The sequence below is a fragment of the Streptomyces sp. NPDC018019 genome (genome assembly GCF_044327805.1).
Classification (GTDB): domain Bacteria; phylum Actinomycetota; class Actinomycetes; order Streptomycetales; family Streptomycetaceae; genus Streptomyces.
The window spans coordinates 122794-137041 of sequence record NZ_JBIRGD010000019.1 but is presented as its reverse complement, the minus strand read 5'-3'; the positions used below and the strand labels follow the sequence as shown (position 1 = coordinate 137041).

At 73.5% G+C, this 14248-nt stretch carries 11 protein-coding genes; 4 read left to right on the top strand and 7 right to left on the bottom strand.

Annotated features, from left to right (window positions below):
- Positions 1–199: 199 nt before the first annotated feature.
- The 5 genes from ACH4FX_RS28505 to mce all read right to left on the bottom strand — a co-directional run bounded on the left by ACH4FX_RS28505 (position 200) and on the right by mce (position 8225).
- Positions 200–973, bottom strand: a complete 774-nt coding sequence (locus ACH4FX_RS28505; RefSeq protein WP_398483749.1) for an ABC transporter permease — start codon at positions 971–973, stop codon at positions 200–202.
- A 2-nt stretch (positions 974–975) separates the two neighbouring features.
- The gene (locus ACH4FX_RS28500; RefSeq protein WP_398483666.1) at positions 976–2019 is read right to left on the bottom strand and encodes an ABC transporter ATP-binding protein; all 1044 of its coding nucleotides are present in this window, start codon (positions 2017–2019) and stop codon (positions 976–978) included.
- A 235-nt stretch (positions 2020–2254) separates the two neighbouring features.
- Positions 2255–3193 carry a cellulose-binding protein gene (locus ACH4FX_RS28495; protein ID WP_398483664.1) on the bottom strand — a complete coding sequence of 313 codons (939 nt, stop codon included), beginning with the start codon at positions 3191–3193 and terminating at the stop codon, positions 2255–2257.
- Between the two features lie 114 nt (positions 3194–3307).
- On the bottom strand, positions 3308–7552 hold the full coding sequence (scy, locus tag ACH4FX_RS28490; RefSeq protein WP_398483662.1) for a polarized growth protein Scy: 4245 nt from the start codon (positions 7550–7552) through the stop codon (positions 3308–3310).
- 199 nt (positions 7553–7751) lie between these two features.
- Positions 7752–8225 carry a methylmalonyl-CoA epimerase gene (gene mce / locus ACH4FX_RS28485; protein WP_398483660.1) on the bottom strand — a complete coding sequence of 158 codons (474 nt, stop codon included), beginning with the start codon at positions 8223–8225 and terminating at the stop codon, positions 7752–7754.
- 173 nt (positions 8226–8398) lie between these two features.
- On the opposite strand from mce, the gene ACH4FX_RS28480 reads away from it, so the two are divergent.
- Both ACH4FX_RS28480 and meaB read left to right on the top strand, forming a co-directional pair.
- Positions 8399–9574: an acetyl-CoA C-acetyltransferase gene (locus ACH4FX_RS28480; RefSeq protein ID WP_398483747.1), complete on the top strand. Its 1176-nt coding sequence runs from the start codon at positions 8399–8401 to the stop codon at positions 9572–9574.
- Between the two features lie 88 nt (positions 9575–9662).
- On the top strand, positions 9663–10631 hold the full coding sequence (gene meaB, locus ACH4FX_RS28475) for a methylmalonyl Co-A mutase-associated GTPase MeaB (RefSeq protein ID WP_398483658.1): 969 nt from the start codon (positions 9663–9665) through the stop codon (positions 10629–10631).
- A 143-nt stretch (positions 10632–10774) separates the two neighbouring features.
- On the opposite strand, the gene ACH4FX_RS28470 is transcribed toward meaB, so the two are convergent.
- Positions 10775–11428 carry a PepSY domain-containing protein gene (locus ACH4FX_RS28470; RefSeq protein ID WP_398483656.1) on the bottom strand — a complete coding sequence of 218 codons (654 nt, stop codon included), beginning with the start codon at positions 11426–11428 and terminating at the stop codon, positions 10775–10777.
- A gap of 125 nt (positions 11429–11553) precedes the next feature.
- Between ACH4FX_RS28470 and ACH4FX_RS28465 the strand changes: the two genes are divergently transcribed.
- Together ACH4FX_RS28465 and ACH4FX_RS28460 are read left to right on the top strand one after the other, a co-directional pair.
- The gene (locus ACH4FX_RS28465; protein WP_398483654.1) at positions 11554–12216 is read left to right on the top strand and encodes a response regulator transcription factor; all 663 of its coding nucleotides are present in this window, start codon (positions 11554–11556) and stop codon (positions 12214–12216) included.
- Positions 12217–12220: 4 nt separating this feature from the next.
- A complete protein-coding gene (locus ACH4FX_RS28460) occupies positions 12221–13636 on the top strand; it encodes an ATP-binding protein (RefSeq protein WP_398483652.1) in 1416 nt (471 codons plus the stop codon).
- A 75-nt stretch (positions 13637–13711) separates the two neighbouring features.
- Here the strand turns inward: ACH4FX_RS28460 and ACH4FX_RS28455 are convergent, their stop codons facing one another.
- Positions 13712–14188, bottom strand: a complete 477-nt coding sequence (locus ACH4FX_RS28455) for a MarR family winged helix-turn-helix transcriptional regulator (RefSeq protein ID WP_398483651.1) — start codon at positions 14186–14188, stop codon at positions 13712–13714.
- Between the last annotated feature and the right edge of the window lie 60 nt (positions 14189–14248).

Genomic DNA, 14248 nt, shown 5'->3' with positions numbered 1-14248 from the left:
CCTCGAAAGATGGTTCGGGGCAGAGGTGCTCTCGTACCCCCGTGAGGGTTAGGAGGTTATCGGGACGCTGACGGTTCCCGTCAAAACGCGGACGGGTGGGGCGCACGGGACGCCGGGCCGCGCGGAGCGCCTGGCCAGGGCGCCGGAACGGTCCGCCCGCCGCCTGGGTCGGCGCCGGTGCCGGTGCGGGCGCGGCCCCTTACGCGTCGCGCCGCTTCAGCAGGACGTACCCGCACAGCAGGACGGCCGCCGTCCACGCGAGCATGATGGCGAATCCGCCCCACGGCCCGTACGGCACCTCGCGGCCGGCCGGCGGCACCACCTGCATGATCTTCGAGCCGGCCTGGTCGGGCAGGTACCGGCCGATCTTCCTGGTGGCCGGGACGTTGCCCAGGATGCTGGAGATCAGGAAGAAGAACGGCATCAGGATGCCCAGCGCCAGCATCGGGCTGCGCAGCATCGTCGCCACGCCCATCGAGAAGACCGCGATCAGCGTCATGTAGAGCCCGCCGCCCACCACGGCGCGCAGCACGCCCGGGTCGCCGAGCGACGCCGCGTGCGTACCCAGCAGCGCCTGCCCGACGAAGAAGGTGAGGAAGGCCGTCACGAAGGAGACCACGAGGGCGAGCAGGGCGGCGACGGCGACCTTGCAGAAGAGGAAGACGCCGCGCTGCGGTACGGCGGCGAGCGACGTACGGATCATGCCGGTGCTGTACTCGTTCGAGACCACCAGCACCCCGAAGACGATCATTGCGAGCTGGCCGAGGCCCATCCCCGCGAAGCTGGTGTTGGTGGGGTCGAAGGTGAGCCGGTCGCGCGGCGTCATGGTGCCGAAGTCGTTCGAGGCGAGCAGGCAGATCAGCGCGCCCAGCACCACCGTCACGACCAGCGCGATGCCCAGCGTCCACACCGTGGACCGCACCGACCGGATCTTGGTCCACTCCGACCTCAGGACCTGGGAGACCGCCGCCATCGTCACGCCCCTCGCTTCTTGTTCCGCCAGTCGGCGCCCCAGCCGCCGGGCTGCGCCCCGGGTGCGCCCGGTTTCTCCGGGGGCGGCGCCGCCCCCGGCAGCCCGGCCTCCGGCGGACCGCCCTCCGCCGCCGCCCGCGGTGTGTCCGCGTGCGCGTGGTACTCCACCGCCCCGGCGGTCAGCTGCATGAACGCCTCCTCCAGCGACGCCTGCTGCGGGCTCAGTTCGTGCAGGACGAGCCGGTGCCGTGCGGCCAGCTCGCCGAGGTCGGCGGCGCTCGCCCCGTCGACCTCCACCGCCTCGCCGGCCGCCGCCGCCGTGTGCCCGGCCTCTGCGAGCACGTCGAGCAGCCGCTCGCGCTCCGGCGACCGCATCCGTACGTACGAGCGGGAGTTCTCCCGGATGAACCGGGCCATCGAGGTGTCCGCCAGCAGCCGGCCCTGGCCGATGACGATCAGGTGCTCGGCGGTCAGCGCCATCTCGCTCATCAGGTGGGAGGAGACGAACACCGTCCGGCCCTGTGCCGCCAGACCCTGCATCAGGTTGCGGATCCAGTGGATGCCTTCGGGGTCGAGCCCGTTGACCGGCTCGTCGAACATGAGGATGCGGGGGTCGCCGAGCAGGGCCGCCGCGATGCCCAGGCGCTGCCCCATGCCGAGCGAAAAGCCCTTGGAGCGCTTCTTGGCCACCGGGGTCAGCCCGACCGTGTCCAGCACCTCGTCGACCCGGGCGCGCGGGATGCCGTTGCTCTGTGCCAGGCACAGCAGGTGGTGGAAGGCGCTGCGGCCGCCGTGCACGGCCTTGGCGTCCAGGAGGGCGCCGAGGTACTTGAGGGGGTCGGACAGCTGCCGGTAGTGGCGGCCGTCGATACGGACCCGTCCCGACGTCGGGTGGTCCAGCCCCAGCATCATCCGCATGGTCGTGGACTTGCCGGCGCCGTTCGGGCCGAGGAAGCCGGTGACGACCCCGGGCCGCACGGTGAAGGTCAGCCCGTCCACGGCGAGCTTGTCGCCGTAACGCTTGGTCAGCCCCTCGACCTCGATCATGTACAGCACGCTAAGCGGGGGCCGGTGGCCTCGCATCTCGGGCGAACCGGGCACTGCCCGCCGAGCGTCGAGCAGCTCGTACGACTGCTGAAAAAAGCATTCCGCCCGCCCGGCCTCCGGGGAGAGGCGGGGCGGGCGGACCATGACCGTTGCCGTGGTGCGCGGTACCGGCCGTCACGGGAGCGGGCCGTGGGAGCCCACCGGCCGCACCGGCGTCACAACGACGAACGGCGCCTCAGCGCGACTGCTGCGCCGGGACGCCGCGGGAGATGGGCTCCTCGTCCGCCGGGGTGCCGGCCGCGGCGACCGCCGCTCCGGTCAGCGTGGCGAGCATCTCGCGGACGTTCGTCAGCTGGGCGTTGATCGAGTCCCGGCGGTTGGTCAGCGCCGCCAGCTCCCGCTCGGACTCGCTGCGGATCCGGTCCGCCTTCGCGTTCGCGTCGGCCACGATGTCCTCGGCCTGGCGCTGCGCCGTCTCCACCGTCTGGCGGGCCCGGCGTTCCGCGTCCGTACGCAGCTTCTCGGCCTCCAGCCGCAGCTGCTCGGCCCGGTGCTCGATCTCCGCGAGCCGCTTCTCGGCCTTGGCCTGACGCGAGGCCAGGTCCCGCTCGGACTGCTCGCGGCGCTTGGCGAGATTGGTCTCGAAGTCCGCGGCGGCCTGCGCGGCCTTGGCGCGGGTCTCCTCGAAGAGGGCGTCCGCCTCCTCCCGCTTGGACTGCGCGTCCTTCTGCGCCTCGGCACGCAGCGCGGTCGCCTCGCCCTGCGCCTTCTCGACGATCCGGACGCCCTCGTCCTCGGCCTTCGCCCTGCGCTCCGACGCGAACTGCTCGGCGTCGTTGCGGACCTGCTGGGCGGCCGACTCGGCCAGCTCGCGGTGCTGCTCGGCGGCCCGCCGGGCCTCCTCGCGCAGGTCCTTCGCCTCTTCCTCCGCGAGCCGGAGGATCTTCTCCACACGTGCGCCGAGGCCCGCGTAGGACGGTTCGGCGTCGTTGACCTGTGCCTGGGCGTTCTGTGTTTCGAGGTGCAGCTCCTCGATCCGCTTCTCCAGGGAGGTGATGCGGGCCAGGGCGCTGTCGCGGTCGGCGACCAGCTTCGAAATGCGGTCGTCCACCTGACCGCGGTCGTACCCACGCCGCACGAGCTCGAAGCCGTAGGGGGAGGAAGTGTCGCTCATGGGGTTCCTGTCGAAAGAGACCGGTGAGGTGATAAAGGGAATCCTAGGGGCCGCAACGGCGTGTCATCGAGTCATTGCGCGTTTGAAGTGGAGAATGGCCCCTCATTTGGGTGGCTACCCCTCAGACTGCTTGCCACTCGAACGAGTTGCGCCCGCTCCCGCGGCGGCCTTCGCCCCCTCCTTGCCACCACCGTTCGACGGCGCCTCGAAAGACTCCAACGCCTCCAGCACGTCCTGGACACGGGAGATCTCCGCGTTGATGTCCTTGCGGCGCCGCACCAGCACCTCCAGCTCGCGCTTGCCCTCGTCCACGATCCGCTCCGCCTCCGCGCGGGCCTCGGCGCGCAGCCGCTCCGACTCCCGTACGGCCTCGGCCTTCTTCTGCTCGGCCTCCTTGAGCAGCCCCTCCGCCTTCTTCACCGCGGCGATGCGCACCTTGCTCGCCTCGCTGCCGGCGTCCGACACCATGCGCTTGGCCTTCTCCTCGGCCTCCGCCTGCTGCTGGGTGGCCTGCGCGATCAGCTTGTCGACCCGCTCCCCGGCGTTCTTCATCGTCTCGGCGGACTCCCGGCGGGCCCGCTCGTGCAGCTCCTCGACCTCGCTCTCGATACGGGTGCGCAGCTCCTCGGCGCGCTCCCTTATCGCGGTGGCGTCCCCGCGGGCCTCGCTCAGCAGGACGTCCGCGTCCGTACGGGACTTCTCGACCATCGCGTTGCCCTCGGCGGTGGCCTCGGCGACGATCCGCTCGGCCTCCTTGCGGGCCGCGCCCACCATCCGGTCGGCCTGCTCCTCGGCGGCGGTCGCCGCCTTCAGCGCCTCCTCCTGGGCCTTGGCGATCAGCTGGTCGGCCTGCTCGGCGGCGTCCGCGCGGCGCTGCGCGGCGTCCTTGCGCGCCGCGTCCACGGTCTGCTCCGACTCCTCCAGCGCCTCGGTGCGCAGCCGGTCGGCCTCCGCCTCCGCGTCCTCCTTGATCCGTTCGGACTCGGCACGCGTACGGGTGGCGTGCTCCTGCGCCGAGGTGACGGTCTCCGCCGCCTCCGCGCGCAGCCGGTCCGCCTCCGCGGTGGCCTCGGCGATCATCCGGTCCGCCTGCTCGCGGGCGTCCGCACGGGTACGGTCCGCGTCCCGCTCGGCGCCCGCCACGGTCTCCGCCGCGTCCGCGCGCAGCCGCTCCGCCTCGCTGCCGGCCTCGGTCATCAGCTGATCGGCCTGCTCGGCGGCGTCCGAACGGGTCTTGTTCGCCGCCTCGCGCGCCTCGTCGCCGATCCGCTCGGCCTCCCGGCGGGCGGTCTCCAGCGCCTCGGCGGCCTCCGCCCGCAGCCGCTCGGCCTCGGCGGTGGCCTCGGCGACCAGCTCCGCCGCCCGCTGCTCGCCCTCGGCGCGCAGCCGCTCGGCGGCCTCCTCGGCCTCGCGGACCGTGCGGTCCGCGTCGTCCTGCGCCGAAGAGGTCAGCTCGGTCGCCTCGGTGACGATCCGTTCGGCCTCCGCGCGGGCCTCGCCGAGCAGCCGGTCCACCTGCTCGGCGGCGTCCGAACGCATCCGGTTGGCGTCGTTGCGGGCCTCCGCGCGGGCCCGGTTGGCGTCCTGCTCGGCCGAGGCCAGCGCGTCGGACGCGTCCGTCCGCAGCTGCTGCGCCTTGGCGGAGGCGTCCGCCACCATCTTCTCGGCCTGTGCGGTGGCCTCCGCGATCAGCGTGTCGGCCTGCTCGGCGGCGTCCGTACGGGCCTTGCCGGCCGCCTCGCGTGCCTCGTCGAGCGTGCTGTCGGCCTCCGCGCGCAGCCGGTCGGCCTCCGCGATGGCCTCGGCGACCGTGCGGTCGGCGAGCGCCTTGGCGGCCTCGGCCTCCTCCTGCGCCTCGCGCCGGGTGCGGGCCGCGTCCTCGGAGGCCCGCTCGCGCTCCGCGTACGCGTCGGCCCGTACCCGGTCGGCCTCCTCCTGCGCCTCGGTACGCGTCCGCTCCGCGGCGTGCTCGGCCGCCGAGCGCAGCCCGGCGATCTCCTCCTCGGCCTGCTCGTGCAGCCCGGCGACCGCGTCCCGCACCTGCTGGGCGGTCTGCTCGGCCGCGGCGACCAGCTCGGCGGCGCGCCGGTCGGCCTCCTCGACCAGCCGCTCCGCCTCCTCCTGCGCCTCGGCGACCCGCTTGCGGGCCGAGGCCAGCAGCTCCTCGCTCTGCTCGCGTGCGGCGGTGCGCTCCTGGTGGGCCTCCTCGCGGGCCTCGCCGAGCAGTTCCTCGGCCTCCCGGCGGCGGCGGGCCGCCTCCTCCTGGGCGGCGGCCAGCGCCTCGGCGGCCTCCGCGCCGGTGCGCTCCGCGGCGGCCGCGGCCTCCGCGCGCACCCGGTCCGCGGTCTCCTGGGCCTCGGTCTTCAGACGCTCCGCCTCGGCGGCGGCGTCACTGCGCAGCCGTACGGCGACGGACTCGCCCTCGGCGCGCGCGGCGGACGCGTCGGTCGCCGCCTCCGAGCGCAGCCGCTCGGCCTCCTCCTCGGCCTGCTGCTGGAGCGTCCGCAGCCGCTCCGCCGACTCGGCCTTGAGCTTGGCGGCCTCCTCCTGCGCCTCCCGGCGCAGCCTCTCGGCCTCCGCGCGGGCGTCGTGCAGTGCCTCCTCGGCCGCGGCGACCTTCTCCGCCGCCTCGGCCTGGAGCCGGTCCAGCTCCTCCTGCACCTCGGTACGGCGCTCGGCGGCGGCCTCCTCGGCCTCCGTACGCAGCTGCCGCGCGGCCTCCTCGGCCTCGGCGCGCAGCGCGGCGGCGGCCTCCTCGCCCTCGCCGCGCAGCTCCTCGGCCTCCGTGCGGGCGCGCTCCAGCACCTCCTCGGCCTGCTTGCGCAGGGCCGTGGCCCGCTCGATGGCCTCGGTGCGGACCCGCTCACTCTCCGCGCTCGCGCCCGACCGGGTCTCCTCGGCGTCGGACTTCGCCTTGGTCAGCAGCTCCTCGGCGGTGGCGGCCGCCTCCTCGATCTGCTGGACCGCCTCGCGGCGCGCCTCGGCCCGGATCCGGTCGCCCTCGTCGACCGCCTCGGCCCGCAGCTGCTCGGCCTCGCCGCGCAGCCGCCGCGCCTCCTCCTGGAGCTCGACGGTCTTGGCGCGGTACTCCTTCGTGTCGTCCTTGGCGGCGCCCTTGAGCTGCTCGGCGGTGTCGTGCGCCTCGCCGCGCAGCCGGTCCGCCTCCGCCTCGGCCTCCCGGCGGACCCGCTCGGCCTCCTCGGCGGCGGCCTTGGTGGTGGCCTTGGCGTCCTCGGCGGCCTTGGACAGCACCTCTTCCGCGGTCCGCGCGGCCTTCGCGAGCTGCGCCGCGGAGTCCTCCGCCGCCTTGGAACGGGCGGCCTCCTGCGCCTCGGCGACCAGCCGCTCGGCCTCCGCACGGGCGTCCGCGCGCAGCTGCTCGGCCTCCGCCTTGAGCGCGTCGGCCTCCTTCGTGGCCTCGCCGACCAGCCGGGCGATCTCCGCCTTGGCCGTGCGCAGCCGCTGCTCCTGGTCCGACTCGGCGGCCGACAGCCGCTTGGTGGCGCTCTCCTGCGCCTCGGAGACCAGCTTCTCGGCCTCGGCGCGGGCCTCCCGCAGCGCGCGGTCGGCCTCCTGCATCCGGGCCTCGGCGGTCCGCGTCAGCTCCGCGGCCTGCCGCCGCGCCTCCTCGGTCTCCGTGCCGACGCTGGTGCGCAGCTGCTCGGCCTGGTCCGTGGCCTCCTGGGCCTGGGTGGAGGCGGCGTTCAGCAGCCGCTCGGCGTCCGTACGGGCGCGGCGCAGGATCGCGTCGGCCTCGGCGCGGGCCTGCTCGGCCTCGCTGCCCAGGCGCGCCCGGGTCTGCTCGGCCAGCCGCTGCGCCTCGGCGCGGGCGGCGGCCAGCGCCTGCTCGGCCTCGGCGCGGGTCTCCTCCATGAGGCGGCGCGCCTGCGACTCCGTACGGGAGCGCAGCTGCTCCGCCCAGGCCACGTTCTCGTTGACGTGCGACTCGACGGTCTGCCGGCGCTCGTTGAGCTCCTCGTCCAGCCGGCGGCGCCGCTCGACCGCCTCGGCGTGCAGGTCGGCCTCCATGCGCGCCTGGCGCTCGGCCTGCTCCTGGAGCAGCCGCTGCGTCTGGGCACGCGCCTCGCGCACCTCGCGCTCGGCGTCGGTGCGCAGCTGGTCGGCCTGGATCTGGGCGTTGCGCAGCAGCTGCTCGGCCTGGTGGCTGACGTTGTCGTAGGCGGGGCGGGCCGCGATGGTGCGCCGCGCCTCGTGGAGCTTGGCTCGCAACACCTCGACCTGGTAGCCGAGGTCGTCGGCGTGCTGGACCGCCTTGTCCCGCTCCGTCTTCAGCCGCTCCATCTCGGCCTCGAACTGCGAGAGGTGGTCGTCAGCCTCGTAGCGGTCGTTGCCCCGCACTGCGCGGTCCCATCCGTCCCCTGGTCATGGTGGCGGCCGGCTCCCATCTGCTCGTGCGCAGCCCGAAATGCCTCGTGCGGGACGCGTACTGGAGCTGACCCTTCCGAAGAAATGGTGTCAGATCATCGGCGGAGTGTGGACCGAGCCCCGACCCGGCCCCCGGCCGAAGGTGCACTCTACCGGCCGGGGAAGGGAAAGGTCAGTGCTCTGTCGTGGAGGGAGACGTGGAAGCGGGGGCGGCAGTTCCCTCGTGGGGCGCCGCGGTGACCAGTTCGGTCAGCACGCCGTGGCAGTCCTTGGGGTGCAGAAAGGTGATCCGCGACCCCATCGAACCCACCCGCGGCTCCTCGTAGAGCACCCGCACCCCCTTGCCCCGGATGGCCTCGGCGTCCCCGTCCACGTCCGCCGTGCCGAAGGCGATGTGGTGCACCCCCTCACCGTTCTTGGCGAGCCACTTGCCCACCGCGGAGTCCTCCCGGGTCGGTTCCAGCAGCTGGAGGTACGAGGCGCCGCCGTCCGACGTATCGTTGATCTTGAGCATGGCCTCGCGGACGCCCTGTTCCTCGTTGACCTCGCTGTGGAACACCTCGAAGCCGTACGTGGCACGGTAGAACTCGACGGTCGCGTCGAGGTCCTTGCAGGCGATCCCGATGTGGTCGATTCGCGTCAGCATGCCTCCAGTGCACCGCTCGCACGCGTGGTTACGCAACGTGCGCGCGATCACACCCGCAGCCCGGTGACCCGGCGCCTACCGCTCAGTACATTGACGGGAACCCTCGTTAACCTCCCTGTACAGGAAGGGCCGCGCTGATGTCGACAGCGAACGGTACGTCCCGCACCACCTCCGTGATCGTCGCGGGCGCCCGGACCCCCATGGGCCGCCTGCTGGGGTCCCTGCGCAGCTTCTCCGGCGCCGACCTGGGGGGCGCGGCCATCAAGGCCGCGCTGGACCGGGCGGGCATCGGCGGCGACCAGGTGCAGTACGTGATCATGGGGCAGGTGCTCCAGGCCGGCGCGGGCCAGATCCCGGCCCGCCAGGCCGCCGTCCAGGCCGGCATCCCCATGAGCGTGCCCGCCCTGACCGTCAACAAGGTCTGCCTCTCCGGCCTGGACGCCATCGCCCTCGCCGACCAGCTCATCCGCGCCGGCGAGTTCGACGTGATCGTCGCCGGCGGCCAGGAGTCCATGACCAACGCGCCCCACCTGCTGCCCAAGTCCCGCGAGGGCTTCAAGTACGGCGCCGTCGAGATGCTCGACTCGATGGCCCACGACGGCCTCACCGACGCCTACGAGAACGTCGCGATGGGCGAGTCCACCGAGAAGCACAACACCCGCCTGGGCATCGGCCGCGCCGAGCAGGACGAGATCGCCGCCCGCTCCCACCAGCGCGCCGCCGCCGCCCAGAAGAACGGCCTCTTCGAGGCCGAGATCACCCCCGTGGAAATCCCGCAGCGCAAGGGCGAGCCGGTCGTCTTCAGCAAGGACGAGGGCATCCGTCCGGAGACCACCACCGAGACCCTGGCCAAGCTGCGCCCGGCCTTCGCCAAGGACGGCACCATCACCGCCGGCACGTCCTCCCAGATCTCCGACGGCGCCGCCGCGGTGGTCGTCATGAGCAAGGCCAAGGCCGAGGAGCTGGGCCTGGAGTGGATCGCCGAGATCGGCGCGCACGGCAACGTGGCGGGCCCGGACAATTCCCTCCAGTCCCAGCCCAGCAATGCGATCCGGCACGCACTGGGCAAGGCGGGCCTCGGCGTCGAGGATCTTGACCTGATCGAGATCAACGAGGCGTTTGCCGCGGTGGCCGTGCAGTCAATGAAGGATCTCGGGGTGTCGCCGGAAAAGGTGAACGTCAACGGCGGGGCCATCGCGCTCGGCCACCCGATCGGCATGTCCGGCGCCCGGATCGTGCTCCACCTCGCGCTGGAGCTGCGCCGGCGCGGCGGCGGCGTGGGCGCGGCGGCGCTGTGCGGTGGCGGTGGCCAGGGCGACGCGCTGATCATCCGCGTGCCCGGCAAGTAGGACGGGCCGGTGGCGGCGGCCGGGCGGACCCCCGCCCGCGTCCACCGCGTACGCGTCCGTGGTCGACCGAAGTGGGAGGAACTGGGCTGTGGTGGACGTCCCCGAGCTGGTGGAACAGGCACGGCAGGGCCGGCCGCGGGCCGTGGCCCGGCTGATCTCGCTGGTGGAGGGGGCGTCCCCGCAGCTGCGCGAGGTGATGGCCGCGCTGGCCCCCCTGGCCGGCCACGCGTACGTGGTCGGCCTGACCGGCTCCCCGGGCGTGGGCAAGTCCACCTCCACGTCCGCCCTGGTCAGCGCCTACCGCCGGGCGGGCAGACGGGTGGGCGTCCTCGCCGTCGACCCGTCCTCCCCCTTCTCCGGCGGAGCCCTCCTCGGCGACCGCGTACGGATGTCGGAACACGCCTCCGACCCCGGCGTCTACATCCGCTCCATGGCCACCCGGGGCCACCTGGGCGGCCTCGCGTGGGCCGCCCCCCAGGCCATCCGCGTCCTCGACGCCGCGGGCTGCGACGTGGTCCTCGTCGAGACGGTGGGCGTGGGCCAGTCCGAGGTCGACATCGCCTCGCAGGCCGACACGACGGTGGTCCTCCTCGCCCCCGGCATGGGCGACGGCATCCAGGCGGCCAAGGCCGGAATCCTGGAGATCGGCGACGTCTACGTGGTCAACAAGGCCGACCGCGACGGGGCCGACGCGACGGCCCGCGAACTCAACCACATGCTGGGCCTGGGCGAGGCCCGCGCCCCCGGCGACTGGCGCCCCCCGATCGTCAAGACGGTGGCGGCCCGCGGCCAAGGCACCGACGAGGTGGTCGAGGCCCTGGAGAAACACCGCGCCTGGACCGAGGAACACGGCGTCCTCGCAGAACGCCGCCGGGCCCGCGCGGCCCGCGAGGTCGAGACGATCGCCGTCACCCGGCTGCGCGAACGCATCGGTGACCTCCGAGGGGACCGCCGCCTGTCCGTCCTGGCAGAGCGCATCATGGCAGGCGAACTGGACCCGTACGCGGCAGCGGACGAACTGGTGGCGGGACTCACGGGGGAGGAGACGGCGGGGTAGGCACCCGGCCATGGCCGGGGCTTGGGAAAGCCCCGGCCAAGACGGCGGGATGGCACCCCACCGGCCCTACCGCGCAACGGTGCGCCCCCCCACCCCCGGCTCAGGCCCCCGTCCCGCCGCACGTTAGGCGAGTCGCAAGCCCCTCAGTCGTCCTGCCCCTCGTTGTCGTCGTCGTCCGTGTTCTGCGGGGCGACCGTCACCTTGGCCGTCTTCGGATCGACGTCCAGCTTGTGCTCCTTGCCGTCCTTGGTGACGGTCTCGACCTCCCAGACAGCGCTGCTGCGGTGGTCGTCGTCCAGGTCGACCGAGGTGACCTTGCCGTACGCGGCGGCGGCCTTTTCGGCGGCCTGCGCGGCATCGACGGTGGCGCCCTTGAGCCCGGCGCGGATACGGGCGGCACCGTGGTCGTCGCCGCCTTCGTGCTCGACGTGCTGGTTCAGCACCTTCCCGTTCCCGGCGTCGAGCGTGACCTCGTGCCACTTGCCGTCCTTGCCGAGGACATCGACCTCCCAGACGAGACCGGGCCGGTCCTCGTCGAGGTCGATGCTCGTGACGGTGCCGGGCGTGGCCTTCAGGGCCGCCGCCGCGGCCTGCGGGGCGGAGACGGTCGCCGCCTTGGCCTCCCGCGCGTCCTCGTTGACGTCGTCATCGGGGACGCTGACGCTGGAACGCGGCGCCGAAGCCGACGGAGACGCCGTCGGCTCGCCCGAGTCGCCGCCGAGGGCGACGGCGGTGGCGGTGCCGCCGCCGATCAGGGCGGCCGCGGCCACGGTGGCAATGACGATGTTGCGCTTCATCTCGGTGTTTCTCCCCGGTCGGTGAGGTGGTGCTCGATGACGTGTCCCACCATGGCCGGGACAAGCTGAAGCCGGCCTGAAGCCACCTGAAGAAGGCTTCAGGCGCGCAATGGCATGGTGGGCGCATGCGCCTGTTGATCGTGGAGGACGAGAAGCGGCTGGCCCTGTCGCTGGCCGGGGGACTGCGGGCCGAGGGGTACGCGGTCGACGTGGTGCACGACGGCCTGGAGGGCCTGCACCGGGCGGGTGAGGGCACATACGACCTGGTGATCCTGGACATCATGCTGCCGGGCATGAACGGCTACCGGGTGTGCGGCGCGCTGCGCGCGGCGGGCAACGACGTACCGGTGCTGATGCTGACGGCCAAGGACGGCGAGTACGACGAGGCCGAGGGGCTGGACACCGGCGCGGACGACTACCTGACGAAGCCGTTCTCGTACGTCGTGCTGGTGGCCCGTGTGAAGGCGCTGCTGCGCCGGCGCGGGCGGACGGCACTGCCCGTACTGCGCGTCGGGGAGCTGCGCATCGACCAGGGCGCGCACCGGGTGGAGCGCGACGGCGCGGAGGTGACGCTGACCGCGAAGGAGTTCGCCGTGCTGGAGCAACTGGCGCTGCGCGCGGGCGAGGTGGTGTCCAAGGCGGAGATCCTGGAGCACGTGTGGGACTTCGCGTACGAGGGCGACAACAACATCGTCGAGGTGTACGTGAGCGCGCTGCGCCGCAAGCTGGGCGCCGCGGCGATCCAGACGGTGCGCGGCGCCGGTTACCGGCTGGTGTCCGGTGCGTAGGGCCGTGCACGGAGCCGCGCGCAGGGTCTTCGGCAAGGTCCGGGTCCGGGCCGCGGTGGGAGCGTCGCTGGTGGTGGCGCTGGCCCTGGTCGCCGCGGGCACGGCGCTGCTGCTGGTGCTGAAGAACAACCTCGTGGGCCAGGCCGATCTCCAGGCGGAGAACACCGCACGGGAGATCGCGACACAGATCGCGACGGGCAAGCCGTACCAGAAGCTGGACCTGCCCGACGGCGACGAACGCCCCGTCGTCGTGCTGGACGCCGACGGGCGGGTGCTGGCCGCGGGCGACGGCGTACGGGCGGTGGACGGCAAGGCCGTCACCGCGCAGCAGCCGCCGTCCGGGCGGCCGACGGCGGACCCCGACGACGATGACGACGACCGCGGGATCAAGCCGGGCGAGGTCGAGGACGAAGCGCGGCACAGCGGCGGTACGGCGACGGTCGGCCACCGCACGGCGGATTACCGGTTCGCCGCGGTGGAGGCCAAGGACACGCAGGGCGGCAAGGCCGTCGTACGGGCCGGGGCGCCGCTGGCGGCCGAGCGGGAGGCGGTCGGCTCGGTACGGACCGCGATGCTCATCGGGCTGCCCTGCCTGCTGCTGGTCGTGGCCGGGGTGACCTGGCTGGTGACGCGGCGGGCGCTGCGGCCGGTGGAGGGCATCCGCCGCGAGATGGCGGCGATCACGGCGAGCACGGACCTGTCGCGGCGGGTGCCGGAGCCGGGCTCGCGGGACGAGATCGACCGGCTGGCCCGCACGACCAACGAGACGCTGGGCGCGCTCCAGGAGTCGGTGGAGCGGCAGCGGAGGTTCGTCGCGGACGCCTCGCACGAGCTGCGCAGCCCGATCGCCAGCCTGCGGACGCAGTTGGAGGTGGGCGTCGCCCATCCGGAACTGCTGGACGCGCCGGGTGCCGTGGCGGACGCCGTACGGCTGCAGAACCTGGCGGCGGACCTCCTGCTGCTGGCGCGGCTGGACGCGGGGGAGCGGCCGGCGGACTCGCGGATCGACCTGGCGGCGCTGGTCCGGGAGGACGTCTCGCAGCGGGTGGGGGACCGGATCGCGGTGCGGGTGGGGGAGCTGGCGGGGGTGGAGGTCGCCGGTTCGCGGAGCCAGCTCGGGCGGGTGCTGGGGAACCTGCTGGACAACGCGCAGCGGCACGCGCGTCAGGACGTACGGGCGAGTGTGGTGCGCGAGGGGGAGTGGGCCGTGCTGCGGGTCGAGGACGACGGGCCCGGGGTGCCGCCGGAGCAGCGGGAGCGGATCTTCGAGCGGTTCGTCCGGCTGGACGACGCCCGCAGCCGCGATGACGGCGGGGCCGGACTCGGCCTCGCCATCGCCCGCGACGTCGCCGAGCGGCACGGCGGCACCCTGGCCGTCCGTACGGGCTCGGTGTTCGAGCTGCGGCTGCCGGTGGCGTGACGGCCGGGTCCGGCGCCGCGACCGCCGGTCCCCGACGGCGTCACGGCCGGCCGCGCGGCTCCGGCGGCGCCGCCGTCACACCTTGCCGCGCCGTCCCCGCAGGTGTTCGGCCACCGGGGTCAGGGACGTCCGCAGGGATTCCAGGTCCTCGGGGCTGAACAGGTCGATGAAGTGCCGCCGCACGGACGCGACGTGGTGCGGCGCGACCCGGCGCATGGTGTCCCAGCCCTCGTCCGTGAGCACCGCGTAGAGCCCGCGGCGGTCGGACTCGCAGCTCTCGCGGCGCACCAGGCCGGCGTTCTCCATACGGGTGATCTGGTGGGACAGACGGCTCTTGGACTGCAGGGTGGCGGCGGCCAGGTCGCTCATGCGCAGCCGCCGGTCCTCGGCCTCGGAGAGGTTGACCAGGATCTCGTAGTCGTTGTTGGTCAGTCCGAACGGCTGCAGGTCGCGCTCCAGCTGGTGCATCAGCAGTCTGCTGACGTCCAGGTGGGTGCGCCAGGCACGCTGCTCCTGGTCGGTCAGCCAGGGAGTGTCGCTGTCGGTCGTCATGAATGAATTCTACCCGTGAAAGTTGAATATCGAATTAGTCATGGCTGTGACATGGCTCAG